The sequence below is a fragment of the Streptomyces camponoticapitis genome (assembly GCF_014646115.1).
GTDB classification, from domain to species: domain Bacteria; phylum Actinomycetota; class Actinomycetes; order Streptomycetales; family Streptomycetaceae; genus Streptomyces; species Streptomyces camponoticapitis.
This window is the reverse complement of sequence record NZ_BMMV01000024.1, coordinates 71,242-96,574: the sequence shown is the minus strand read 5'-3', so window position 1 is coordinate 96,574 and position 25,333 is coordinate 71,242. Positions and strand designations below refer to the sequence as shown.

Here is a 25,333-nt window from a genome sequence, read left to right as displayed (position 1 = left end):
CTTCCTTGCCGAGGTGGCAAATGGAGCCATGGCTGACGACGACCTCTCGACGGTTCTGAAGGGTGTGGGACCACGTCTTCGGGCCCTGCGCCGCGATCGCGGTACGACACTCACCTCGCTGAGCGAGTCGACCGGGATCTCGGTCAGCACGCTGTCCCGGCTGGAGTCCGGCGGCCGTAAACCGACCCTCGAACTGCTCCTGCCGCTCGCCAAGGCGTACGGCGTGCAACTCGACGAGCTGGTGGACGCGCCCCCGACCGGCGACCCCCGTGTCCATCTGCGGTCCTTCTCGCGCTACGGCATGACCTTCGTGCCGCTCACCCGCCATCTCGGCGGGCTCCAGGCGTACAAGCAGATCATCCCGGCCGGCCGGCCGCACACCGGCGAACTGGAGCAGCGGACGCACGAGGGCTACGAATGGCTCTACATCCTGGCCGGCCGGCTCCGGCTGCGTCTGGGCGAGCACGATCTGGTGCTGGGCGTCGGGGAGGCCGCCGAGTTCGACACCCGCACCCCGCACGGCTGGGCGAGCGCGAGTCCGGAAGGGGTCGAGTTCCTCACGATCTTCGGTCGGCAGGGGGAGAAGATGCACGTACGCGCCCGGCCCGCCGGGAAGTGAACACCGCCCCGGCCAGGGGCGGTACCAGATGCCTGCCGACCCACAGGGTGTGCCGCGCGCCGGACGCGATCCGCTCGCGCAGCGGATCGGCCTCCGGGATCGCCGCCGCCGGTCCCGGCACCGCGCCGCCACGGGTGCGCAGGGCTTCACCGGCGAGGGCGGCCAGATAGCGGTGGCCCCGGCGGTTCGGGTGCAGCCGGTCCACGCAGACCATCCCGGTCCTCTCCACGCGGACCGCCGTGCGCGCGTCGACCATCCACGCCCCGTGGCGCCGCGACACCCGCTCGATCACCTCGTTCGCCTCGGCGGTCCGCCGCCGCAACTCCGCCCGCCTCGACCGCGGAAGGGGCAGTGACGCCGCGACGTCGTGCAGCGTCATCGTCAGAACACCGGCGGTCGCCGAGGCGCTGAGCGCGTCGAGGACATGCGCGTAGTCCTCCGCGAAGCGCGCGGCCTCGAAGCGGCCGGCGATGACGTCGTTCACGCCGATCACGCACGTGATGTACGCGGGCGCCAGCGCGACGGCCGGCTCCAGCTGGTGCCGGCGCAGTGCCGCGACCGTCGCGCCGCTGCGTGCCAGATTCGCGGCGAGCTCCAGGCCGGGCCCCGGCGCCTCGTCGGCGGCGTGGTTCGCGGGTTCCGCCGTCAGATAGTGGATCCAGCCCCTCAGCGCCCCACCCCGGTACGGGTCGCCGACGCCCTCGCTGACGCTGTCGCCGACCGCGACCAGACTCCTCGCCTGAGTACTCATATTCATGACTAATAAGGTAGATGATTAATCATGCTCCGAACAGCCTTGCCGGGAAGCCTGGATAGGGTGATGTCATGTCTCTGCGGCACGCCGTCCTGGCAGCCCTGATCCAGGGCGAGGCCAGTGGCTACGAACTCACCAAGCGTTTCGATGTCGGGGTGGCCAACTTCTGGCACTCCCGGCCCCAGCAGCTCTACGCGGAGCTCACGCGGCTGCACGGGGAGGGTCTCGTACGGGCCACCGAAGTGGTTCAGGAGTCGCGGCCGACCAAGCGGCTCTACGCGCTGACCGACGCGGGCACCCAGGCGCTGGTCGACTTCGCCGCCGGGCCGCTGCGGCCGACGAATCCGCGGGACGAGCTGACCGTGGCGGTGCAGTGCGCCGACGTGGTCGAACCGGAGGCGCTGCTCGCGCATCTGGGACGCCGCGCGGAGGAGGCCCGGCGGAAACTGGACGCGCTCCGCCGGACGGAGACCTCGATCCTCTCCGGCCGTGACGAGGGCGAGTTCGTACGCACCACGAGCCATCTCGGGCCGTACCTCACCTGCCGGCGCGGCATCCGGTACGAGGCCGAGACGGAGCAGTGGTGCGTGTGGGCGGCCGGTCTGATCCGGGCCAAGCGGCGCGCCGCGCAAGCGAGTTGACGCCCCGGTTCACGCCCCGTCGGACCGGGCGTCAGCTCTTCGCGGGCGCGATGGACGCCAGCAGCGACGACACCACGCGCTCCGTCGAGGCGGCCATGTCCACCGACTCCGGCGACAGCAGCCACTGCACCTGGAGTCCGTCCATCACCGCGATGATCGCGTTCGCCACGTTCTCGACGTCCAGGTCCTCGCGGGCCTCGCCCAGTTCGGCCGCCTCGCGCAGCGCGTCCACCACGAAGGCCCGCAGTCCGGTGTACCGGTCGCGGAAGTACTCCTGCGCGGGGTGGTTCTCGGTGACACTCTCCGCCGAGAGCACCGTGTAGAGCCGTACGATGCCCTCCCGCTCGGCGTTGCGGCGCGAGGTGTCGATCAGATGGCGCAGGAAGGCGAGACCGCGGGGGCGGTCGGGGCCGAGCTGCTCTATGTCGGTCTGGTCCCGCAGTTCGAGGACGCTCGTGAGCAGCAGCTCCTTGGACCGGAAGTAGTGCAGTACCCCCGCTTGCGTGAGGCCCGCGCGATCCGCGATCTCCGCCAGTGACGCGTTGTTGTAGCCGCGCGCGGCGAACGTCTCCATGGCGATACGCAGGATCTCCTCGCGCCGCTGCCGGGCCCCCGGGCTTCGGGGTGTCCGCGGCTGGGCAGGCCCGGCCGCCGCGCTGCCCCGTTCCCCCGCTCGTCTGTTGCTCACCGGGCGCAGTCTACGGCTCTCCGGATCACGCTCACGGCCGTGGCCGCCCGCGGGAAACAAGTTCGGCCCGACGACTTACTAAGTACTTAGTAAGCATGCTTTCATGTCGCCGATGCGCCACCCGGCCACGGCACGGGACGCCCCGGGCCGCAGGCGATTCGTTCGACACACGAACCGGCAGGAGCCCCCACGTATGCGAAGAACCCTGCACAGAAACGTCGTTCGCAGAGCCGTCGTCGCCCTCAGCGTGCTCACGCTGGGCGGAAGCCTCGGACTGACCGCGTCCGGTACGGCGCAGGCCGCCGACCCCACCGCCCAGGTGTGGATCACGACCGCCGACGGAAGCCGCAAGCTGGCCTCGGACGGCCAGGTCACCTTCAACTCCACGCCGCAGGCCATCGACATCAACGTCAATCAGGGCCAGCGCGAACAGCAGTTCACCGGTGCCGGCGCCTCCGTCACCGGTGCGGCCGGACATCTGATCAACCAGCTTCCGGCGACGCAGAAGAACGCCCTGATGAACTCGCTCTTCTCCGCCCAGGGCGACGGTATCGGCATCAACTATCTGCGCCAGCCGCTGGGTGCCACCGACTTCAACCAGGGCGCGGCCTACACCTACGAGGACAACCAGGGGGACTTCAACCTCGGCCGTGACCACGAGGCGATCATCCCCGTCCTCAAGCAGGCCGTCTCGATCAATCCCGGCATCCGCTTCATGGGCAGCCCCTGGTCACCGCCCGCCTGGATGAAGACCAACAACAGCCTCAACGGCGGCAGTCTGCGTACGGACCGCTATCAGAACTACGCCGACTACCTGGTCAAGGCGATCCAGGGATACCAGCAGCAGGGCCTGAAGCTCACCGACCTCACGGTCCAGAACGAGCCCGAGTTCGCGACGAGTTACCCCTCGATGAGCATGACCGCCTCCGAACAGGCGGCGTTCTTCAAGGTGCTCGACCGCACGCTCACGGCGGCGAACCTGCCGACCAACCTCCTGGCGTACGACCACAACTGGGACCACCCGAACTACCCGCTCCAGGTCTTCTCCGAGACCCCGGGCATGAACCGTGTGATCGGCGCGGCGTTCCACTGCTACGGCGGCCAGCCCACCAGCCAGTCGCAGATCAGGCAGGCCGGCAAGCGGGTCTTCTTTACCGAGTGCTCGGGGACCGACAGCGCCAACCCGGCCACCACCTTCGCCGACACACTGAAGTGGCACGCGGAGAATCTCGTCGTGGCCAACATGCGCAACGGCGGTGAGACCACGATCATGTGGAACCTCGCCCTCAACCAGAACGGCGGCCCCCACCAGGGCCACTGCACCACCCGCTGCAACGGCGTGGTCGAGATCAACGGCAACACGGTCACGCGCAACGCCGAGTACTACGTCCTCGGTCATCTGACCAAGTTCGTCAGGCCCGGCGCCACCCGCATCGGCTCCACCAGCCAGGGCGCGGGCGGCGTACAGAACGTCGTCTGGCAGAACCCGGACGGCGGCAAGGCGGCGTACGTCGTCAACGGCGCGGGCGCTGCCCGGACGTTCTCCATCACGGACGCGGGACGCTCGGCCACGTACACGCTGCCGGCGGGCGCCGTCGCCACCCTCGTGTGGACCGGCGCCGACACCGGCAACCCGGGTGACGGCTCCATCGACCCGGCGAAGTGGTACCAGTTGGTCAACACCGGCAGCAACGCCTGCCTCGACGCGACCGGTTGGGGCACGGCGGACGGTACCGGCCTCCAGCAGTGGTCGTGCTCGGCGCCGGCCGCGAACAACCAGACCTGGCAGTTCCGGCCCACCAGCAACGGCTATCACCAGGTGGTCAACCGGCACGCGGGCAAGGTGTGGGACATCGACGGGGGCGTGGGCGCCACCGCGGACGGGGCCCGCGCGCATCTGTGGAGCTACACCGGCGGCACCAACCAGCAGTGGCAGCCGCAGCGGATCGGGACCACCGACCGCTACCGGTTCGCCGCGAGACACAGCAACAAGTGCCTGACCGTCAGCGGCGGAACGGCGAACGGGGCCACGCTCACGCAGCAGCCCTGCACGGAGGCGGCGAACCAGACCTTCCGGCTGGCGCCGCAGGCATAACACGCGAACGACCTGAGCCGGTGAGCCCTGGTGGGGGCTCACCGGCTCTCGGCCTGTGCGGTCTCAGAGGTCGAGCACCGCGCGCAGAGCCTGGCTGATGCGCTCCATCACCGCCGTGTCGACCGGACCGAGCAGCTTCGCGCCGTCGAAGCGCGTGACCCGCAACTGCTGGAGGTTGACCGCCACGGCGGTGGACGGCAGCGGGTCGTCGATCACCACGGACATCGCGGTGTCGGGGTAGCGCCCGGCGTCGTGCAGGACGACCGTGAGCACCGCTCCGTACGCTCCCTCCAGCCCGTCCAGGGAGACGATCAGGACATTGCGCCCGTCGCCGAGCGTCCAGATCTCACCACGTTTCACAGGGCGTCGCCCTCGCCGCCCAGGTCCTCGCCCAGTCCGAGCGAGGCGAGCCTGCGGGCGGAGTCGAGCACGGCCTGCCGCTGGGCGGCGCGCACGATGTAGGCGTTGAGGGACAGACCGGCCGCTGCCGCCCCCGCCTTGATCGATGCGTTGATCTCGTCCGGAATACGGAGCGTCATGGCGGTCATGCGACCGACCATAGCAACCGGACAGTGGTTGCGCCATGTGGTGTCACTTCCGGGACCGGCCGAAGGCCCTCCCGACGCCGGGACCGGGTCTTACGGAGCCGGCGGCAGCGCCGTGCACAGGGCCTGGAGCGCGCCGTTGAACGCGTGATCGGGCGGGGCGCCGAAGCCGATCACCAGACCTTCGCGGGGCGGCATCGTGCTGTCCGGGTGCCGGAAGGCGCCCAGCCCTTCCAGCGCGAGGCCCAGCCGCCCCGCCGCGCGCACCGTGTCCTGCTCCGTGCCCGGCGGGAGGTCGAGCACCGCGTGCAGCCCGGCGGCGATACCGCCGACCCCGATATGCGGTGCCTGTTCGGCGAGCACCGTGACCAGCCGGTCGCGCCGCCGCCGGTAGGTGCGCCGCATGAGACGTACATGTCTGTCGTACGCGCCGCAGCTGATGAAGTCGGCGAGGGCGAGCTGGTCGTTGACACCCGTCCACAGCTCGCGGGAGCCCTTGACGGCGAGGACGTCGTCCACGAGGGCGTCGGGCAGGACCAGCCAGCCCAGCCGCAGCGCGGGGGAGAGGCTCTTGCTCGTGGAGCCCAGATGGATCACCCGGTCGGGGTCGAGCCCCTGCACGGCGCCGACCGGCTCCCGGTCGTAGCGGAACTCGCCGTCGTAGTCGTCCTCCAGCACCAGCGACCCGGTGGCGCGCGCCCAGCCGACGGCCGCAGTCCGCCGCTCCGCGCCCAGCGGACCCCCGGTCGGGAACTGGTGGGCGGGCGTGAGCAGTACGGCGCCCGCGTCGACGCCGTCCAGTTCGGCGGTCCGCGCGCCGTCCGCGTCCACGGTCAGCGGCACGGTGCGCAGCCCGGCGCCGCTGAGCAGCGAACGGTGGAAGGCGAGCCCGTACGACTCGACCGCGACCGTCCCGTCGAGCACCTCTCCGAGGATGCGCAGGGCATGGGCGAAGCCGGCGCAGATGACGATCCGGTGGGGCGCGGTCCGTACGCCACGGGCGCGGGCGAGATATTCGGTGAGCGCGGCGCGCAGTTCGATCCGGCCCCGGGGGTCGCCCACCCCGAAAGCGTCGTGGGGCGCGTTGTTCAGCGCGCGGCGTGCCGAGGTCAGCCACGCGGCGCGGGGGAACGCCGAGGCGTCCGGCGACGTCGGCATGAAGTCGTACGCCGCCCGCCGCGCCGGCGGCGCGGAGCGCCGGACACGGTCCTTCGCGACGGGCAGCGGCGCGGCGCGCGGCGCGCGGCGCGACGCGGGTGCCCGAGCCCTGGCGTGCGGTGAGCCAGCCCTCGGCGACGAGTTCGGCGTACGCCTCGCCAACGGTGTTACGGGCCATGCCCAGGTCCACGGCGAGCGAGCGGTACGGAGGCAGCCGGGTGCCCGGGGCCAGCCGGCCGGACCGGACGGCGTCGCGCAGGGCGGACATCAACTGCTCACGGCGCGATCCCCGCCCGCTCAGCTCCAGATGGAGATCGGTCCCCGCGGGCTCACGCTCAGGCTCAGGTCGGGGCTCAGCCTCAGGCTCGACCTGAGCTTGAGGTTCGGCCTCAAGGTCAGGCTCAGGCCCACCGGCGGGGGACCGGGCCGCGCTCGCGTGATTGACCCGTCGATCCAGCATGGAAACGCACCTTACACAAGGTCTATCCGGCTCCCGGCCTCGCGATCATGACACCGATTCATACAGCCCGGCGCAGGAACTTCGCCACCGTCGCCCCACGGATCTTCAAGGCAGTCCTGGCCCTCGACGCCGCATTCCGTCCGGGCCTCGCCCCGGCGCTGACCGAGCTGTTTTGCCGGTCCGGCAAGTTCTCTTGGCGCGGCGGTGGTCGCCGAATGATGGTGGTGGAAACGATCACTCCGAGGAGGAGTCATGCCGGACCCCGTCACGCCGCCCGCGGCAGCCACCACACCCACCCCGCCCGGCGCCGAACACCGTCTGGTGGACGTCCCCGGCGGCCGTATCCATCTGGTGGAACAGGGCACCGGCCCGCTCGTGCTGATGGTCCACGGCTTCCCCGAGTCCTGGTACTCCTGGCGCCACCAGCTCCCCGCGATCGCCGCCGCGGGATATCGCGCGGTGGCCATCGACGTACGCGGCTACGGACGCTCGTCGAAGCCGTCCGCCGTCGAGGACTACCGGATGCTCTCCCTTGTCGCCGACAACGTCGGGGTCGTACACGCCCTCGGGGAGGAGACGGCCACGATCGTCGGCCACGACTGGGGGTCGAACATCGCCGCCGACTCCGCCCTGCTGCGCCCCGACGTCTTCACCGCCGCCGCCCTGCTGAGCGTGCCGTTTGCGCCCCGTGGCGGGCCCCGCCCGACGGAGGTGTTCGCGGGGATCGGCGGCGACGAGGAGTTCTACGTCAGCTACTTCCAGGCGCCCGGCCGAGCGGAGGCGGAGATGGAGCCCGACATCCGGGGCTGGCTGGCCGGGTTCTACGCCGGGATCTCGGGCGACACCATGTCGCCGGAGGGTGAGGGGAGCCTCTACTTCGTACCGCCCGGCGGCAGACTCCGCGACCGGTTCCCCACCGGACCGCGGCCCGCGTGGCTCTCGGAGGCCGACCTCGACCACTACGCCGGCGAATTCGAGCGGACCGGACCGACCGGAGCGCTCAACCGCTACCGCAACATCGACCGGGACTGGGCCAACCTGGCCGCCTGGCACGGCGCGCCCCTCACCGGGCCCTCCCTCTTCATCGGCGGCGAGCGCGATGCCTCGCTCGCGTGGATGTCGGACGCGGTCAAGGCCTACCCCACCACCCTTCCCGGCCTGGTCTCGTCGCACATCCTCGACGGCTGCGGGCACTGGGTGCAGCAGGAGCGGCCCGACGAGGTCAACCGTCTCCTGACCGGGTGGCTGGACGCGCTGCCGGCGCGCTGACCCCGGCGGCGGGCGGCGGCAGCCCCGGGTGGTCCGGGCCGGGCGGGTCAGGCTCACCCGAACAGCCGCACGCCCCTACCGCGCCGGGACCGCCGGGCGCGGGGAGGCCGGCGCACCGGGACGGGCGGCGTCGACGGCCGGGCGCGAGGCGTGGCCGGGCGTTACCCACGGTCCGGGAGTAATCACCCGAGGGTCGTCCACGAAAGGGGACAGACAGGGCAAAGGGGTGAGAATGATCGAACCGAGCACGCTGATCAGTTCGATCAGGTCAAGGAGTGAAGTCAGTGGAGAACGCCGACGTCCGGCCCACCGGGCCGGCTCTGCCGACGGGCCGTGGTGACCTCAGTTACGGAGTCGTACGTGCCCTGCGTGGCCGTCCCGGATCCGGGACCCCCCTGCCGCCGAGGGGAACGGCCGCCGACGCCGCCCCGTACGGCGAGGACCTGCATCTCGCGCTCTACCTCTGCTACGAACTGCACTACCGCGGATTCTGCGGCGTCGACCCCGCCTGGGAGTGGGATCCGGCGCTGCTCGCGCTCCGCGCCGATCTCGAACGCCGCTTCCTCGACGCGCTGCGTACGGACACCAAACGCCGCACCGACGTCAACGAGGCCCTCGCCGATCTCCTGGTCGAACCACCGGACGGCGCGAGCGCGTCCCGCTACCTCAGGGACGAGGGGGAGCTGTGGCATCTGCGCGAGTACGCCGCCCAGCGCTCGGTCTATCACCTGAAGGAGGCCGACCCGCACGCGTGGGTGATTCCCCGGCTCCGGGGCCGGGCCAAGGCCGCGATGGCCGCGATCGAGTTCGAGGAATTCGGCGGGGGCCGGGCGGACCGAATACACGCGCGGCTCTTCGCCGGGCTGATGACGGACCTCGGTCTGGACACGAGATACGGGCGGTACGTGGACGTGGCGACGGGGGAGATGCTGGCGAGTGTCAACCTGATGTCGATGTTCGGTCTGCACCGCTCGCTCCGCGGCGCGTTGGTGGGGCACTTTGCCGCGGTCGAGGTGGCCTCGTCGCCCGCGTCGCGCCGGCTGGCCGAGGCGATGCGCCGCGTGGGGGCGGGAGAGGCCGCCGCGCACTTCTACGACGAGCATGTGGCGGACGACGAGGCGCATGAACAGCTCGTCCGCCGCGAAGTCGTCGGCGGGCTCCTGGAGGAGGAGCCCTGGCTGGAGACGGATGTGGCCTTCGGCGCCGACGCCACGGGCGTGCTCGACGCCCGCCTCGCGGAGAAACTCGTCTCCGCCTGGCGCGACGGCCTCTCCGCCCTGCGTACGCCCCGGTGAACAGCTCCGCGAAAGCCCCTGGCCTCGTCCCCTCACGGATCACCGAGGGGACGGGGCCGGGGGTTCGTTCACGACCCGAGCGACCGTGCCTTCACCGGAGTGCTGAGCGCCTGCTGGCCTCCGCTGGCAAGCATCCGAACCTCGCCCCGGTCGCTGATCTCCGCGCGCACGATGCCCGTCTCGTCCTCGTAGACGGGAAATCCGCCCGCCCCTGACCTGGCGGTACGCCTGACCGTCACCACGTCCCGCTCCTTGTGGTCCGGCCCTGGGGCCGTGAGGTCGCTCGGGTCGGTGGGGGCGGTCTCGTCGAACACCAGCTCATAGCGTTCCGGGTAAGCCATGGAGGGCCTCCTCCCGCGATAGGCACCACCACCCATCGTCACCCAGTCGGCCGATCCTCGCCTCCGGCGTGGCCGGGACAACGGGAACGCGCTGCCCGGCCGCCGGAGGCGCGGCAGGAGCTCAGGGGAGGCGGGCGACCCCCGCGTAGAGGGCGTTCTCCTCGCGCTCCGGAGCCGCGGTGTCCCGGTACCACTCGGGACCGGTGACGAGCCCGGGTTCGACGAGGTCGAGACCGTCGAAGAACCGCGCCACCTCTTCCCGGGTGCGGAACCGCAGCTCGATACCGCCCTTGCCGTAGGCCCCGGTGATCCGGGCCTCCAGCTCCTTGTGGAAGTCGAAGGTGCCGTGCGAGAGCACGAGGTGGCTGCCGGGCGCGAGCGCGTCGAGGACGGTACGGGTGATCTCGTACGGGCTGTCGCTGTCCGGGATGAAGTGCATCAGCGCGACGAGCGAGAGGGCCACGGGCCGGTCGAGGTCGAGCTGCCCGCGCGCGTGGCGGAGGATCGCCTCGGGCTCGCGCACGTCCGCCTGGATGTAGTCGGTCCCGCCCACCGCCGTGCTGAACAGCAGCGCCTCGGCGTGCCGGAGCACGATGGGGTCGTTGTCCGTGTAGACGACCCGCGCCGCCGGATTGACCGCCTGGACGATCTGGTGGAGGTTGGGCGAGGTCGGGATGCCGGTGCCTATGTCGAGGAACTGGTCGACACCCTGGCAGGCCAGCCACGCGGACGCGCGGTGCATGAAGGCGCGGTTCTGTCTGGCGCTGCGCTTCCCCAGCTCGGGCAGCTTCTCCCCGACGGCCCGGTCGACGGGGTAGTTGTCCTTGCCGCCCAGGAGCCAGTCGTACACCCTCGCCGGGTGCGGCCTGCCCGTGTCGACCTGGAGTCTGGGCTTGCCTCGGCTCATGGGGTGCTCCGTCGCGTCGGGCCGTGGGTCACAGTGCGGCGCGGAATTCGGAGAGCAGCTGCCGCGTACGGGTCGCGGACTCAGCGTGGGCCACCATCCGGTCCATGGCCTCCATGTGCTCGGAGACCTCACCGTCCTCGTCGAGATAGAGCGCGCCGGTCAGATACTCGATGTAGACCATGTCGCGCACCTCGGGGACACCGAACCGGAACAGCACGAAGGGGCTGTACGTGCCCGGGTGATGGCCCGCGCTGAACTCGGCGATCTGCAGCGTCACGTTCGGCAGCTCGGTCGCTTCGAGCAGCCGGTCGATCTGGGCGCGCATCACGTCCGCCGATCCGACGTACCGGCGCAGCACCGTCTCGTCCAGTACGGCCCAGAAGACGGGCGCGTCGGCGCGGGTGAGAAGCGCCTGGCGCTCCAGCCGGAGCGCGACCTGCCGTTCGACCCGGGAGGGGTCGGAGAGCTGCTGCCCCAGGGCGCCGGTGGTGAGGATGTGACGCGCGTACTCCTCGGTCTGGAGCAGCCCCGGCACGAAGTGCGGCTCGTAGCAGCGCATGGTCTTCGCGGCCTCTTCGAGGCTGACGTAACCGCTGAACCAGTCGGGGAGCACATCGTGGAACCGCTGCCACCAGCCGGGCTTGTTCGCCTCGTCCGCCAGCCGGAGGAAGACGTCTATCTCTTCGTCCGGGACGTTGTACGCCGGCAACAGGATCTGCAGATAGGGGACTTTGAGCCCGACCTCCGCCATCTCCATCCGGCGGACGGTGGCCGCGGTCACCCGCAGCAGCTGGCCGGACTGTTCACGGCTGAGCCCCGCCTTCTCCCGCAGGGCCAACAGCTGTCTGCTCAGCACGATCTGACCGATCGTCGGAGCCGACCGTGGCTCGCTCATCGCACACCCCCGAGCACTGCCGCAGTCATGACCGACAGTCTGCCACAGCAACTGGCGCCTGTGGCAGGTCTGTTGATCTTTCGCGGTCTCCCGGCGGCCGCGGTGGCCACCGTGCTCCGTCGTCTCAAGGTTCTCAGCTCGATCCGGGATCTTGGCCGGGTGGGCGGCCGGGGTGGGGCTCGCAGACGCGCGCGTCCGTCCGTGCGTGATGCCCTGGCCGGCGAGGTGGTGCGGGCATGCCGACAGCATGTCGCTCCGCCGTCCCCGCGACCAGAGGGCGGGGCTCCGCTCGGGGCCCTCTCCCGGGCCGGGCGGAAAACCCGCCGGACGGTCTCACCCCGCCATGACGCCCGCGGAGCCGCCCGGTTACGCGGGCGTCAAGCCCGGATTGCCCGCCTCCGTGACGAACGACGCCGCCCTGGTGAGCGCGGAGCCGGGCTTCGTCACGGAGGTCAGCGTGTTGAACGTGACCGTCGCCCGGTCCCGCGTGAGCGTGAACGTGGTGTAGCCCCGGCGCCCGTTGTAGTACTTCAGGTGCGGGTTGGCGGAGGTGAGGTTCGACCAGTTGGACGGCTTCTCCGCGCCGTCCCTGTCGCTGCTGACCGATGTCGTGGCGATCTCCGTCCCCACGACGCGGGACCTCGGGTCGTCGAAGTCCTCCTTGAGGTCGAAGCCGTAGCCGACGTGCACATCGCCGGTCAGCACCATCAGATTGTTGAGACCGGCCGCCTGGGCACCGTCCAGCAGGCGTTGGCGGGAGGCGGTGTACCCGTCCCACGCGTCCATCGACAGCCTGAAGTCGGACCCCGGCACATCGCGGCGCTGGGCGAAGGTCACCTGCTGGGCGAGGAGGTTCCAGGTCGCGTTCGAGTTCTTCCAGCCGTCGAGCAGCCAGCGTTCCTGTGTCTCGCCGGTCATGGTGCGCCGGGGATCCTTCGACTCCGGGCCGGGAACCTGCCAGTTGGCGCCCTGCACCTGGTTGGAGCGGTACTGGCGGGTGTCGAGGATGTCGAACTGGGCGAGCTGTCCGAAGTGCAGCCGGCGGTAGAGCCGCATGTCCGGTCCCTCCGGCCGCTGCGGGGCGCGCAGCGGCTGGTTCTCCCAGTAGGCGCGGTAGGCGGCGGCCCTGCGCAGCAGGAACTCCTCCGGCGGGACATCGTTCTCGGGCGTCTGGTCCGCGTAGTTGTTCTCCGTCTCGTGGTCGTCCCACGTGACGACGAACGGGTGCGCGGCATGCGCGGCCATCAGGTCCGGGTCGGACTTGTAGAGGCCGTAGCGCAGCCGGTAGTCCTCCAGGGTCACCGTCTCGGAGTTGTAGTGCGCGGGGAGCGTGCGGTCGGTGTACTTCCGCTCGCCGCCCGCCGCCGTCACCGCGTACTCGTACAGATAGTCGCCGAGGTGCACGACCACATCGAGGTCCTCCGCGGCGAGATGCCCGTACGCGGTGAAATAGCCGTGGTAGTAGGCCTGGCAGGACAGTGTCGCCAGCCTGAGCCGGCTGGTCGGGGTTCCGGCGGCGGGGGCGGTGCGCGTGCGGCCGACCGGGCTGATCCATGTGCCGGCCCGGAAGCGGTAGTGGTAGAAGCGGCCGGGAGAGAGCCCCGGTACCTCGACGCGCACGCTGTGGTCCAACTCGGGATGGGCCGTCGCCGTACCGCTCGCGACGATCAGCGCGAAGCGCTCGTCGTACGCGACCTCCCACTCCACCTCGACGCGCTCGGCCGGCAGGCCGCTGTCCGCCGTGTACGGCTCGGGCGCCAGCCGGGTCCAGAGCAGGGCCGTGTCGGGACGCGGATCGCCCGAGGCGACACCCAGCGTGAAGGGATCCTTCGTGATCTCCCGGGGATTGAGCCGGCGGGCGGCGGCCGCGCCGGCGGCCGGCATGTTCGCAGCGAAGGCGAGCACGGCCGCGGCGCCGGCGCGGGTGACGAACTGACGGCGGTTGATACGGCGGGCGGCGGCGCGGAATTCGGGCAGATGATTTCCCATGGTGACGAGTCATATGCCCTGTTATGCACTGGTGCTGACGCCGCATCAGGGTGATCTATTCCTCCTCCCGGCGTAGTCGCGCGTGCAACTCGCGGGTGTGGTCCACCTCGCGTACGGCCCCGGTCAGCGTGACGCGGGCGGTGAGCCGGGTGTCCGCGCTGGAGGCGCCGAGCCGCAGCTCCAGCTCGCCCGGCTCCACGATCCGGCGCCCGTCCCGTCCGGTGAAGGAGGCCAGGTCGGCGGGGACGGAGGCGCTGATCCTCGCCGCCTCGCCCGGTTCCAGAGGCACCCGCAGATAGCCCACGAGCCGCTGGACCGGCTGCACCACCGAAGCGACCGGGTCGTGCAGATACAGCTGCACCACCTCCGTGCCCGGCCGCCCGCCGGTGTTGCGCACGGTGAAGGACAGCCGCAGTTCGCCGTCGGTCGGGGCCGTGCTGTCGGCCGTCAGCGTGGACCAGACGAAGGAGGTGTACGTCAGCCCGTGCCCGAACGCGAACGCGGGCGTCGGATCGACATTCGACGAGTCGCCGTCCCGTGTCAGCCGCGCGCCCAGATAGGTGGCCGGCTGCCCGCCCGGCCGCCGCGGCACGCTCACCGGCAGCCGGCCCGACGGCTCGACCCGGCCGCTCAGCACCCCCGCGATCGCCCGCGCTCCCTCCTGTCCGGGGAAGAACGTCTGCACGATCGCGGCCGAGGCGCTCACGGCTACGTCGCCCAGCGCGTACGGCCGGCCCGCGAGCAGCGTGACCACCACCGGCGTACCGGTGTCCAGCAGTGTGTCGAGCAACTGCTGCTGTACGCCGGGCAGGGCCAGCGACTCCGCGTCGCAGCCCTCGCCGCTCGTACCCCGGCCGAAGAGCCCCGCCCGGTCGCCGAGAGCCGCGACGATCAGGTCCGCCCCGCGCACCGCCCGCAGCGCGGCGGCGAATCCGTCGGTGACCGCCGAGTCGACGGCACAGCCGGCCGCGGTGACGATCTCGCAGCCGGGGAACTCCGACATCAACGCCTGGAGCAGCGTGGGCAGTTGTATCCCCGCCGGGGTGCCGGGATGCTGGGACCCGACGTGGACGGGGAAGGAGTAGCAGCCGAGGACGGCGGTGGGGGTGTCGGCCTGGGGGCCGACGACCGCGATCCGGGCGGGCCGGTCCATCGGCAGGACCCCGTCGTTCCGCAGCAGGATCACCGAACGCTCCGCGAGGCGGCGGGAGATGTCCCGGTGCTCGGCGGTGTCCAGGCTCACGGTGTCACGCAGCAGGTCGGACGGCGCGTCGAGATCGGCGTCCGCCAGGGCGGGCGGCAGCGGGCTCCAGTCCGGGTCCAGCAGGCCGAGCTGCGCCTTCTGCGTCAGCACCCGGCGCAGTGCCCGGTCGACCACCTTCGTCGTCAACCGCCCTTCGGCGACGGCCTCCCGCAGGGGCTGCCCGAAGGTCTTCACGGTCGGCAGTTCGATGTCGACCCCGGCGGTCAGCGCCGCGGCCGCCGCCTCCCCCCAGTCGGAGGCCACCCCGTGCAGGGACTTGAGGAACGCGATGCCGAAGTAGTCCGCCACGACCGTGCCCTCGAAACCCCAGGTGTCCCGGAGCAGTCCGGTCAGCAACTGCTCGTCGGCGGCGGAGGGAACGCCGTCGGTGTCGGTGTACGCGTGCATCACCGACCGTGCGCCGCTCTCCCTGAGCGCCATCTCGAAGGGCGGGAGCATGACGTCGGCGCGTTCCCTGGTCCCCATGCTCACCGGGGCCAGATTGCGGCCGGCGCGGGAGGCCGAATAGCCCACGAGATGTTTCAGGGTGGCCACCAGACCGGTGGACTCCAGCCCCCGCACGTACGCGGTGGCGATGGTCCCGACGAGATACGGGTCCTCGCCGATGGTCTCCTCGACCCGGCCCCAGCGGGCGTCGCGCACCACGTCCAGCACGGGGGCAAGACCCTGGTGGACACCGACCGACCGCATGTCGTTCCCGATCGCCGCGGCCATGGTCCTGACCAGGTCGGGATCGAAGGCCGCGCCCCAGGAGAGCGGGACCGGATAGGTGGTGGCGCCCCAGGCGGCGAAGCCGGCCAGACACTCGTCGTGGGCCATCGCCGGGATGCCGAACCGGTTGCCCGCGACGATCCGTTCCTGACTGCGCATCAGGGACAGCGCGCCCAGGGCGGGATCGACGGGGACGGTGCCGAACGGCCTGGTCAGCTGGCCGAGTCCGTACGGGACCAGCTCGTCCAGGGTGGGCGGCTCGTCCATGTCGTGCTGGTGCGGGGCGACTTCGGCGCCGTCGGTGGAAGCGCCCGCCCACAGGCCGTACAGCTGGGCCAGCTTCTCCTCCAGGGTCATGGCGGCTATCAGCTCCTCGACGCGGGCGGCACGGGCCGCCGTCCGGGAACGGTCGTCGCGGAGTCCGCCGGGGCCGCCGTCCGCGTGAGCGGTGCCGGTGTGCGTGCCCGAGGGGGCGTCGGTGGTCACGTTGTCGGTCACTTTCCTCCGACGCCCATCAGCCCCTGGACCAGGGCCCGCCGGGCGAACAGGTAGACGAGCAGGACGGGCACGGTGGACAGCACCACGGCGGCCAGCAGCCCCGGGATCTCGACGCCGTGCTGGGTCTGGAAGTTGTACAGACCGAGGGTGATCACCTTGGACTCCTCGGACTGGGTCAGCACGAGCGGGAAGAGGAACCCGTTCCACGCCTGGAGCGCGGCGAACACCACGACGGTGGACAGCCCGCTCTTCGACAGCGGCACGACGAGCTGGAAGAACACCCGCCGCGTGTCGGCGCCGTCGATGGCCATCGCCTCGAAGAGGTCGTTCGTGATGTCGCGCATGGTGCCGGTCAGGATGAGCACGCAGACCGGCATGCAGAACGCTGCCGTCGGCAGGATGACGCCGATGAGGTTGTCGTAGAGACCCGCCTCGCTGATGACGTAGAACATCGGCACGATCACCGCCTGCGCGGGGATCGCCAGCCCCAGCAGGAAGAGCCGGAAGACTCCCGACGTGGTGCGGCCCCGGTTGCGGACGATCGTGAACGCCAGGGGCGGGACGAGGAGGACCACGATCGCGACCACACTGGCCGTCACGATCAGGGTGTTGACGAAGTACCGGCCGAAGCCGTTCGAGAAGCTGTCGACATAGTTGTCGAGCGTGAAGTGGTCGGGGAAGCCCAGCGGGCCGCCCGCGTTGTAGTCCGGGCGCGACTGCACCCCGGCGCCGAGCATGACGTACAGCGGCAGGCCGACGACGAACAGCCAGAGCGTGACACCCACGCCCGCCAGGTAGTTGGGGCGGCGCCTCATCACATGCCTTCCTTGGTGCCGGCCATCCGGTCGTAGCCGGAGACCCGCACCACGACCAGCGAGACGGCCGTGGCCACCAGGACGAGCAGCAGCGCGATGGCCGCGCCCGCGCCGAACTCGAAGCCCTTGAATGCCTTCTGGTACATGTAGTAGGCGCTGATGGTGGTGTCGGTGCCCGGTCCGCCCTGGGTGAGGATCAGCACCGTGTCGAAGGTGGTGAGACCCCCGACGACCATCAGGATCACCGACGTGATGATGGAGTTGCGCAGCTGCGGCAGGGTGATGTGGAAGAACTGGCGCACCCGCCCGGCGCCGTCGATCTCCGCCGCCTGGTAGAGGACCGCCGGGATGGCGCGCGTCGCGCCCTGGTAGATCAGCGCGTGCAGCGGGGTGAACTGCCAGGCGCTCACCAGGACCAGTACGGAGATGGCTCCCGTACGGCTGCCGAGGAGGTTGCCGTCCCCGAAGAGCCAGGCCGCCTGCGAGGGGACCCCGAAGTTCGGGTCGAGCAGCGCCCGCCACAGCACCGAGACCGCGGTCGCGGACAGCAGCAGCGGGACGAAGAAGACCGCCGACAGCACGGCCCGGTTGCGCTGCGGGCCCGCGGCCCAGACCCCGAGCAGGATGCTCAGCGGGGTCTGGACCACCACCCCCAGCACGGTGAGCAGCACGCTCAGCCACAGACTCTTGATCATCACCGGGTCGTGGAACAGCGTGACCCAGTTGTCGAAACCGGCGAACTCCGGTGAGCCCAGACCCGACCAGGTGGTGAAGGACAGGACGGCCACCAGTACCAGCGGCACGACGGCGAACAGCGCGAAGAACACGACGGCGGGCAGCGCCCAGCCGATACCGGGCCGGCCGGTCCGGCGGCGGGCCGCGGGACCGGCCGGCCCCGAGGTCCGGGCGGGCCGGTGCCCGTCCTTCGCTACGGGAGCGGTCAGAGAAACCATGAAGGACGTCCCTCTCAGGCGGTCGTGAGGGCTTGCATGGCCTTGATGAAGCCGTCCGCGTCGAGCTGCCCGTTGAAGAACTGCTGGACCGCCACATAGATGGGCGTCATGTTCTTCGGGGGGTACGCCTGGTCCCACGACAGCTGGAACGCCGGCGCCTTGTCCACCAGGTCGTACTGGTACTTCAGGTACTCCGGGTTGTCGGCGGCGTCCAGGAACTTCGCGGTGTTGGTGGTGGTCGGCAGATTGCCGATCGCCAGCTGCGACTCGACGAACTCGTCCGAGTACATGAGCTGCAGGAACTCGGCTATCGCGTCGGCGTGTTCGGTCGACTTGCGGACCGAGTAGAAGTTGTTGGTGTTGCCGACCAGGTTGGCCGCGTCGCCCTTGCCGCCCTCGACGCTCGGGAAGGCACCGTAACCGAGATCGTTCTTGGCGAAGTCGGGGTCCGCGTCCTGCTGGGTGGAGTACGCCCACGAACCCATCAGCTCGAAGGCCGCCTTGCCGCTCGAAAGCAGGGCGGGGGAGCCGCCGTCGGTGAATTTGACCGAGTCGTAGTTGGTCCCGAAGGCGCCCGCGTCGATGAGCTCCTTCAGCATGTCCAGCGCCTTCCTGCTGTCGGCGCTCTCCCAGACCTCCTTGTCGCCGGCCAGGGCGCTCTTGAACAGCTCGGGGCCCGCGACGCGGTCGTACAGATACTCGAACCACATCATCGTGGTCCACCTGTCGCCGCCGCCGAGAGCGATGGGCGTGACGCCCTCGGCCTTCAGGGTCTTCACGGCGGCCAGCAGGTCGTCCCAGGTGCGGGGCGGCTCGACGCCGGCGTCGGCGAGCACCTTCTTGTTGTGGAAGAGCAGCACCGGCTGGGTGCCGCGCATCGGCACGCCGTACGTCTTGCCGTCGACCTGCGCGGTTTCGAAGACCGACGGGAGGAAGTTCGACTTCAGCCCCGGCTCGTTCTTGATCATGTCGTCGAGCGGCAGCAGCAGATCCGCCTCGACGAAGGGCGAGATGCTCCCGCCGCCCCAGTTGAAGAACACGTCGGGCGCCTGCGGGGTGTTGATGACCGTCTGGAGCTTCTGCTGGTAGTCGGCCCCGGGGACGGTGTCCAGGACGGCCTTGACCTCGGAGGTCTTGTTGAAGGTGGCGACGATCCGCTCCTCCACCCGGTTCGTGGCATCGCCGTAGACCAGTACGTGGAACTCGTCCGAATCGCCGGAGGATGAGCCGCCGCTGCCGCAGGCAGCCAGGCCCAGACTCAGAACCAGTGCCGCGCCGCCTGCGACGGCTCGACGGAACCGTGCGCGTGTCTTCATCGGTCGACCTCTCGAAAGTATCGGTAATTTGCCCGAAAGTCTCTGTTGGGGTGCGACCGTAAGGTGCCCTCAAGTGCCGGTCAACATCGATGTCATCACTCGGCGAAACCGTTACACAACGCCGTGCCTTATCCTTCAGTCCATGCGAGACGACAGGAGTACGGGGCGAGTCACCCTCGCTCAGGTGGCCACCCAGGCGGGTGTTTCCCTTTCGACAGTTTCGAAGGTGCTCAACGGGCGCCCCGATGTCTCGGCTCCGACGCGCGTCAAGGTCGAGGAGCTGCTGGAGGCGCACGGCTACCGGCGCTCCTCGGCGTCCCTCCCCGAGGCGCCGCTCATCGAGATCGTCTTCCACGAGCTGGACAGCGCCTGGTCGATGGAGCTCATCCGGGGCATGCAGAACGTCGCCAAGAGCGCCGGGGTCAGCGTCGTACTCACCGAGACCGGGACCCGGCACTCCCCGGGAGCCGAGTGGGTGGAAGGGGTCCTGCGCCGCCGCCCGCTCGGTGTGGTGCTGGTCTTCTCCACCCTCCCCGACGAGCTCAAGAAGAAGCTGTGGTCACGCGCCATCCCGTTCGTGATCATCGACCCGGCCGGCGATCCGGAACCCGACGTCCCCTCCGTGGGATCGGCCAACTGGGCCGGCGGACTTGCCGCCACCCGCCATCTGCTCGACCTCGGGCACCGGGACATCGCGGTCGTCACCGGCCCCGAGGACATGCTCTGCTCCCTCGCCCGCCTGGACGGCTTCCGCTCGGCGATGGCGATGGCCGGTGTGGAGGTCGACCACCGCCTCGTACGATTCGGCGACTTCCATGTCCAGGCCGGCTACGACCACGCGATGGAACTGCTCCGGCTCCGCGAACCGCCGACCGCCATCTTCGCCGGGAGCGACCTCCAGGCGCTCGGCGTACTGGAGGCGGCGCGGGTGCTCGGCGTCCAGGTGCCGGAGGATCTCTCCGTGGTCGGGTACGACGACATCCCGCTCGCCCAGTGGTCGAGCCCCGCGCTCACCACCGTGCACCAGCCACTGGTGGAGATGGCCGAGGAGGCCGCCCAGATGCTCCTGCGGCTGCGGAAGGCGTACCAGAGCGGCGGCCCCCGGCCCGACGGCCGCCCGGACGCCCGTCCCGACCAGGCCGATACCCGGATCGAGTTCGGCACGCGTCTGGTCGTCAGGAACAGCACGGCGGTGGTGAAGTCCGCGACGGAGTGAATCCCCCGTGAGAGAAACCGGACCCGGGGAAGGTGAAAGGCGACCCAGCAGGACCGGGAAGGGATGGACACCGTGGCACGACCGAGGATTCTCGTAGTGGGAGCAGGCTTCGCCGGGGTGGCGTGCGTACGCCGCCTGGAGCGGAAACTGGTGCCGGGAGAAGCGGAGATCTGCCTGGTCACGCCGTTCTCGTACCAGCTCTATCTGCCGTTGCTGCCTCAGGTGGCCTCGGGAGTCCTGACTCCGCAGTCGGTCGCGGTCTCCTTGCGCCGCAGCAAGAAGCACCGCACCCGGATCGTCCCCGGCGGGGCCATCGGAGTGGACCCGAAGGCGAAGATCTGCGTCGTCCGGAAGATCACCGGCGAGATCGTCGACCTGCCCTACGACTACATCGTGCTGGCCCCCGGCAGCATCACCCGCACATTCGACATCCCCGGGCTCCTCGACAACGCGCGCGGCATGAAGACGCTCGCCGAGGCCGCCTACATCCGTGACCACGTCATCGCGCAACTCGACCTCGCGGATGCCAGCGCGGACGAGAGGGAGCGTGAGTCGCGGCTCCGGTTCGTCGTGGTCGGCGGCGGCTACGCGGGTACGGAGACGGCCGCCTCGCTCCAACGTCTCACCGACCACGCGCTGCGGCGCTATCCGCGGCTGGACCCGAAGCAGATCAAGTGGCACCTGATCGACATCGCCCCGAAACTCATGCCCGAACTCGGCGACAGGCTCGGAAGGACCGCTCTGGGCATCCTCCGCAAGCGGGGGATCGAGGTGTCGCTCGGGGTGTCGGTCGCCAAGGCCGGGCCCGAGGAGGTGACCTTCACCGACGGCCGGGTGCTGCCCTGCCGCACGCTCATCTGGACGGCGGGCGTTGCCGCCAGCCCGCTGGTCAGCACGTTCGACGCCGACAAGGTGCGCGGCCGGCTCGTGGTCTCGCCCGAGCTGCGGGTCACGGCGCTCGACGGCGTCTTCGCCCTCGGCGACGCCGCGGCCGCCCCGGACCTGACGAAGGGCGGCGACGCGATCTGCCCGCCCACCGCCCAGCACGCGCTGAGGCAGGGCCGAACGGCGGCGGACAATGTCATCGCCGCGGTGCGCCGTCAGCCGCTGCGGCGGTACGAGCACAAGGACCTGGGGCTCGTCGTGGATCTCGGCGGCAGGGACGCCGTCTCCAAGCCGATGGGTGTCGAACTGCGCGGGATGCCGGCCCAGGCCGTCGCCCGCGGCTACCACTGGTCGGCGCTGCAGACCAACGTCGCCAAGGCGCGCGTGCTGACCAACTGGGTGCTCAACGCGGTCGCCGGGGACGACTTCGTACGGACCGGGTTCCAGGCACAGAAGCCGGCGACCCTGCACGACTTCGAGTACACGGACGCCTATCTGACACCGGACCAGGTACGTGAGCACGCGCGGACACTGATCGCGCGCGGCTGACGGGAAGCGGGCGGAGCCGGCCGGGTACGGGAAGCCTCCCGTACCCGGCCGGCTCACCGAGGACCGCGCGGGATCAGGCGGTGAACCGGTGGTGGCCCGACGCCACCGCGTACACCGCGCACCCGTCCTCCATCCGCAGGAACCTCGCACCCTTCTGCCTGACGTCGCCCGCCCTCCGCGCCGGCACCCACACCTCCGCCGTGGTGTTGGGCGGCACCGAGCACTCCAGCTCGAAGCCGCCGCGCCCGGACTCCCAGCGGGTGGTGATCGGTCCGTACACCGACGCGTAACGGCCCCCGGCGCGCCTCACCTCACCACCGGGGCGCGGCCTGATCACGATCTCCTTGAACCCGGGCCGGCCCGGCGCGATGCCCGCGACGTTCGCGTACATCCACTCGCCGACCGACCCGTACGCGTAGTGGTTGAAGGAGTTCATCCCGGCGTCCTGGAAACTGCCGTCCGGCCTGATCGAGTCCCAGCGCTCCCACATCGTGGTCGCGCCGTTCTCGATCTGGTATCCCCAGCCGGGGAAGGTGCGCCGGTGCAGCAGCCGGTAGGCGACATCGGTGTGGCCGGTGGCGGTGAGCACCGGCAGCAGCCGGGGCGTACCGAGGAAGCCGGTCGACAGATGCCAGTCCTTCGCCTTGATCAGCGCGACCAGCCGGTCCGCGGCGGGCTTCCGGGCCGGCTCCGGCAGCAGATCCATGGACAGGGCGAGCACATAGGCCGTCTGCGTGTCGCCCTTCACCCTGCCGTCCACCGTCACGTACGCCGCCCGGAACGCGTCGCGGACCTGGCCGAACAGGGTGTCGTACGGTGCCGGGTCCTTGCCCAGCACCCGGGCGACGCGCGCGGTGAGATCCGCGACGTGCGCGAAGTAGGCCGTGCCGATGACGTCCTTCGGCGTCTCGTCCTCGATGTTGAGCCAGTCGCCGAAACCGTCCGCGGGACGCAGCAGGCCGTCACTGTGCGCGCGCAGATAGTCCAGCCACTTGACCAGCGAGTCCCACGACAGTTCGAGAATCCGCTCGTCGCCGTAGGCCTGGTACAGCGCCCAGGGGACCGTGACACCGGCGTCGCCCCAACCGGCCGAGCCGTCCCCGACGTTGCCGATGTCCGGGGCGACATGGGTGAACGAGCCCGCGTCGGTCTGCGCGTCCCGCAGGTCCTGGAGCCACTTGGTGAGGAATCGCGCGGACTCCATGACGTACGTGGCGGTGGGGGCGAAGACATTGATGTCACCGGTCCAGCCGAGCCGTTCGTCCCGGGCCGGTGTGTCGGTGGGAATGGAGAGGAAGTTGCCGCGCTGGCCCCAAGTGATGTTGCTGTGCAGCTGGTTGAGCATGGGGACGTCGGACTCGAACTCGAAGGTGAACGGCGCGGAGGTGTGCATGACCCGGCCGGTGACCGCGCTCGCGCGCGGGGTGCCCGGGAAACCGGTGACCTCGACGTAGCGGAAACCGTGGAAGGTGAAGCGCGGTTCGAACGTCTCCTCGCCCCCGCCCCTGAGGGTGTAGGTGTCCGTGGCGCGCGCCGAACGGAGGTTGGCGGTGTAGACCGAGCCGTCCGGGTTCAGCACCTCGGCGTGCCGCAGCTTCACGGTCGTGCCCGCCTCGCCCGACACCCGGAGCCGTACCGAACCCACCATGTTCTGGCCGAGGTCGAAGACGAAGACCCCCGGAGCGACGCGGGTGACCGTCTTGGCGGGCAGCTCCTTCATGATGCGCACCGGGGCGTCCAGCTCCGCGACGATCTCCGTCTCCACACCGTCGACCGGCTCGGCCGCGAGCCAGCCCGCGTCGTCGAAGCCGGGTGACGTCCAGCCCCTGGTCTCCAGCCGGGCGTCGTACTCCTCGCCCGCCTGCATGTCGGACGACACGATGGGCCCGGCGGCGGCGCGCCAGCCGTCCCCCGACACGACCCGCTCACTCGTCCCGTCCTTGTACGTGACCTCCAACTGGGCCAGCAGCGCGGGCCGGTCGCCGTAGTGGTGCGGTCCGAACATGCCGAGGTTGCCGCCGTACCAGCCGAGCGCGAGATGCGCGCCGAGCGCGTTGGCGCCCCGCCGGACCAGCGCGGTGACGTCGTACGTCTGGTACTGCACCCGCCGGCGGTAGTCGGTCCACCCGGGGGCGAACTGGTCCTTGCCGACCCGCTGTCCGTTGAGGTGCGCCTCGTAGTGGCCGAGGGCCGTGGTGTGGAGACGGGCGCTCGCGACCGGCTTGTCGGCCAGCCGGAAGGCGTGCCGCAGCTGGGTCGCGGGGAAGAGCGCGGGCGCCACCGCGCCCCACGGCCCGGAGCCCCACGCGGGGCCCTCCTTGGCGGCGGGCCACGCGCTGTCGTCGTAACCGGTCTGCCGCCACGCGCCGTCGGCGCCGGACGGCTCCCGGTCCGTCGTCCGCCACGCGTCGTCCGTGGGGACGGCGGTGGCGCCGTCGGCCGAGGTGAGTTCCAGTACGGCGATGAAACCGGCGGGACTCGCTGTGGCGTTGACCGCCGAGGCCGCCACGACGTTGGCCCCCGGGCGCAGTTGGGCCGTGACGTCGACGACGGCGGGACGGCGCCAGTTCTCGGCGGGCCCGTCGGGTTCGGTCCGGCTCACCTCGGTGCCGTTCACGTACACGGTGTACGCGTCGTCGGCGCCCACCACGAGCCGGGCACCGGTGACACCGGCCGGGACGTCGACGGCACGGCGGAACCACCGTGTCCCGGCGGGCAGGTTGTCGGTCGGTTCGCCCTCGGGGAACCAGATCCAGGAAGCGCCCCGCAGGCTCGGGGCCGCCGTCAGCGAGGCCGGTGCGGAGATCCATCGCGCGGACCAGGCCGCCGTGCTCATCAGCCCGGTCTCCCACCAGGCGCTCTCGCTCCAGCCGGAGACCTCACCGGCGGTGTCCCAGACCCGGACCGACCAGTGATACCGCGTCAGGGGCCCCAGCTCGGGCCCCGCGTACGGCACCAGCACCGACCGGTCCGACACGACCTTGCCGCTGTCCCACACGTCGGGCTCGGCCAGCCTGTCGGGACGGGTGGCGACCCGGATCTGGTACGCGCTCTGTGCCTGGCCGGACGCGTCGGACAGCAGGGGCCAGCTCAGCCTGGGCTCCGGGGAGTCGAGGCCAAGCGGATTGCGTACGTACTCGACGGTCGGTGAGCCGACCCGGAGCGCTCCGGCCCGGCCCGGACCGGCGGCGGCGCCTGCCGGGGTCCCCTCGGCGGCCTGTGCCGACGGCGTGGCGGCCGTCGCGAGGGTGGTGCCCAGTGCGGCTGCGGTCGTGGTGGTGAGCATGCGGCGTCTACTGATCACGTCAACCCCAGAACAATTCGACAGTGAATCGATTCACTGTCGGAAAGTAGGGGCGGCCCTCCGGTCAGTCAAGGAGTCTCGCGCGTATTGCCCCGCCGGACAGAGGAATTGGGCAGCGTCGCTGAACCCTTTCAGTAGCCACTTCCCCCGGTGCAGCCCGCACTGG

Annotated in this window: 20 protein-coding genes and 1 pseudogene; 7 read left to right on the top strand and 14 right to left on the bottom strand. The window is 70.6% G+C overall.

Annotated elements, in window-relative coordinates; genetic code table 11:
- The first annotated feature begins 28 nt into the window (after positions 1–28).
- Complete coding sequence (locus IEY79_RS29615; RefSeq protein WP_189110701.1) at positions 29–619, top strand: helix-turn-helix domain-containing protein; 591 nt, start codon at positions 29–31, stop codon at positions 617–619.
- Here IEY79_RS29615 and IEY79_RS29610 read toward each other — a convergent pair.
- Positions 558–1,376, bottom strand: coding sequence for an SGNH/GDSL hydrolase family protein (locus IEY79_RS29610; protein ID WP_189110700.1), 819 nt, complete (start codon positions 1,374–1,376; stop codon positions 558–560). The two genes, IEY79_RS29615 and IEY79_RS29610, sit on opposite strands and share 62 nt — an antisense overlap.
- A 68-nt stretch (positions 1,377–1,444) precedes the next feature.
- Between IEY79_RS29610 and IEY79_RS29605 the strand changes: the two genes are divergently transcribed.
- Positions 1,445–2,014, top strand: a complete 570-nt coding sequence (locus IEY79_RS29605; RefSeq protein WP_189110699.1) for a PadR family transcriptional regulator — start codon at positions 1,445–1,447, stop codon at positions 2,012–2,014.
- 31 nt (positions 2,015–2,045) lie between these two features.
- Here the strand turns inward: IEY79_RS29605 and IEY79_RS29600 are convergent, their stop codons facing one another.
- The gene (locus IEY79_RS29600) at positions 2,046–2,702 is read right to left on the bottom strand and encodes a TetR family transcriptional regulator C-terminal domain-containing protein (RefSeq protein WP_373292646.1); all 657 of its coding nucleotides are present in this window, start codon (positions 2,700–2,702) and stop codon (positions 2,046–2,048) included.
- 193 nt (positions 2,703–2,895) lie between these two features.
- Between IEY79_RS29600 and IEY79_RS29595 the strand changes: the two genes are divergently transcribed.
- Positions 2,896–4,797, top strand: coding sequence for an RICIN domain-containing protein (locus IEY79_RS29595; RefSeq protein WP_189110698.1), 1,902 nt, complete (start codon positions 2,896–2,898; stop codon positions 4,795–4,797).
- Between the two features lie 63 nt (positions 4,798–4,860).
- On the opposite strand, the gene IEY79_RS29590 is transcribed toward IEY79_RS29595, so the two are convergent.
- The 3 genes and pseudogenes from IEY79_RS29590 to pdxR form a co-directional block, all read right to left on the bottom strand.
- Positions 4,861–5,157: a hypothetical protein gene (locus IEY79_RS29590; RefSeq protein WP_189110697.1), complete on the bottom strand. Its 297-nt coding sequence runs from the start codon at positions 5,155–5,157 to the stop codon at positions 4,861–4,863.
- A complete protein-coding gene (locus IEY79_RS29585) occupies positions 5,154–5,345 on the bottom strand; it encodes a toxin-antitoxin system HicB family antitoxin (protein WP_229701224.1) in 192 nt (63 codons plus the stop codon). The genes IEY79_RS29590 and IEY79_RS29585 overlap by 4 nt, the downstream gene beginning before the upstream one ends.
- Before the next feature lie 90 nt (positions 5,346–5,435).
- Positions 5,436–6,768, bottom strand: a pseudogene (gene pdxR, locus IEY79_RS29580) (MocR-like pyridoxine biosynthesis transcription factor PdxR).
- A 444-nt stretch (positions 6,769–7,212) separates the two neighbouring features.
- Here pdxR and IEY79_RS29575 point away from each other — a divergent pair.
- Entirely contained in the window at positions 7,213–8,229 is a 1,017-nt protein-coding gene (locus IEY79_RS29575; protein WP_189110696.1) for an alpha/beta fold hydrolase, read from the top strand.
- Between the two features lie 284 nt (positions 8,230–8,513).
- Positions 8,514–9,524 (top strand): iron-containing redox enzyme family protein, encoded by a 1,011-nt coding sequence (locus tag IEY79_RS29570; RefSeq protein ID WP_373292645.1) that lies wholly within the window; start codon positions 8,514–8,516, stop codon positions 9,522–9,524.
- A gap of 68 nt (positions 9,525–9,592) precedes the next feature.
- Here IEY79_RS29570 and IEY79_RS29565 read toward each other — a convergent pair whose 3' ends face one another.
- The 8 genes from IEY79_RS29565 to IEY79_RS29530 all read right to left on the bottom strand — a co-directional run bounded on the left by IEY79_RS29565 (position 9,593) and on the right by IEY79_RS29530 (position 19,213).
- Positions 9,593–9,865 (bottom strand): DUF6296 family protein, encoded by a 273-nt coding sequence (locus IEY79_RS29565; RefSeq protein WP_189110695.1) that lies wholly within the window; start codon positions 9,863–9,865, stop codon positions 9,593–9,595.
- A gap of 121 nt (positions 9,866–9,986) precedes the next feature.
- Positions 9,987–10,772: an SAM-dependent methyltransferase gene (locus IEY79_RS29560; protein ID WP_189110694.1), complete on the bottom strand. Its 786-nt coding sequence runs from the start codon at positions 10,770–10,772 to the stop codon at positions 9,987–9,989.
- A gap of 28 nt (positions 10,773–10,800) precedes the next feature.
- Positions 10,801–11,667 carry a Sco1979 family transcriptional regulator gene (locus tag IEY79_RS29555; protein WP_189110693.1) on the bottom strand — a complete coding sequence of 289 codons (867 nt, stop codon included), beginning with the start codon at positions 11,665–11,667 and terminating at the stop codon, positions 10,801–10,803.
- A 366-nt stretch (positions 11,668–12,033) separates the two neighbouring features.
- A complete protein-coding gene (locus tag IEY79_RS29550) occupies positions 12,034–13,656 on the bottom strand; it encodes an alkaline phosphatase D family protein (RefSeq protein WP_189110692.1) in 1,623 nt (540 codons plus the stop codon).
- A 55-nt stretch (positions 13,657–13,711) separates the two neighbouring features.
- Positions 13,712–15,988, bottom strand: a complete 2,277-nt coding sequence (locus IEY79_RS29545; RefSeq protein ID WP_189110736.1) for a beta-xylosidase/alpha-l-arabinosidase — start codon at positions 15,986–15,988, stop codon at positions 13,712–13,714.
- 137 nt (positions 15,989–16,125) lie between these two features.
- A complete protein-coding gene (locus IEY79_RS29540) occupies positions 16,126–16,944 on the bottom strand; it encodes a carbohydrate ABC transporter permease (protein ID WP_189110691.1) in 819 nt (272 codons plus the stop codon).
- Complete coding sequence (locus IEY79_RS29535; protein ID WP_189110690.1) at positions 16,944–17,897, bottom strand: carbohydrate ABC transporter permease; 954 nt, start codon at positions 17,895–17,897, stop codon at positions 16,944–16,946. The genes IEY79_RS29540 and IEY79_RS29535 overlap by 1 nt, the downstream gene beginning before the upstream one ends.
- 14 nt (positions 17,898–17,911) lie before the next feature.
- The gene (locus tag IEY79_RS29530; RefSeq protein ID WP_189110689.1) at positions 17,912–19,213 is read right to left on the bottom strand and encodes an ABC transporter substrate-binding protein; all 1,302 of its coding nucleotides are present in this window, start codon (positions 19,211–19,213) and stop codon (positions 17,912–17,914) included.
- A gap of 142 nt (positions 19,214–19,355) precedes the next feature.
- On the opposite strand from IEY79_RS29530, the gene IEY79_RS29525 reads away from it, so the two are divergent.
- Positions 19,356–20,429, top strand: coding sequence for a LacI family DNA-binding transcriptional regulator (locus IEY79_RS29525; RefSeq protein WP_189110688.1), 1,074 nt, complete (start codon positions 19,356–19,358; stop codon positions 20,427–20,429).
- 72 nt (positions 20,430–20,501) lie between these two features.
- Positions 20,502–21,863: an NAD(P)/FAD-dependent oxidoreductase gene (locus IEY79_RS29520; RefSeq protein WP_189110687.1), complete on the top strand. Its 1,362-nt coding sequence runs from the start codon at positions 20,502–20,504 to the stop codon at positions 21,861–21,863.
- A gap of 73 nt (positions 21,864–21,936) precedes the next feature.
- On the opposite strand, the gene IEY79_RS29515 is transcribed toward IEY79_RS29520, so the two are convergent.
- Positions 21,937–25,167, bottom strand: coding sequence for an alpha-L-rhamnosidase (locus IEY79_RS29515; RefSeq protein ID WP_189110686.1), 3,231 nt, complete (start codon positions 25,165–25,167; stop codon positions 21,937–21,939).
- Between the last annotated feature and the right edge of the window lie 166 nt (positions 25,168–25,333).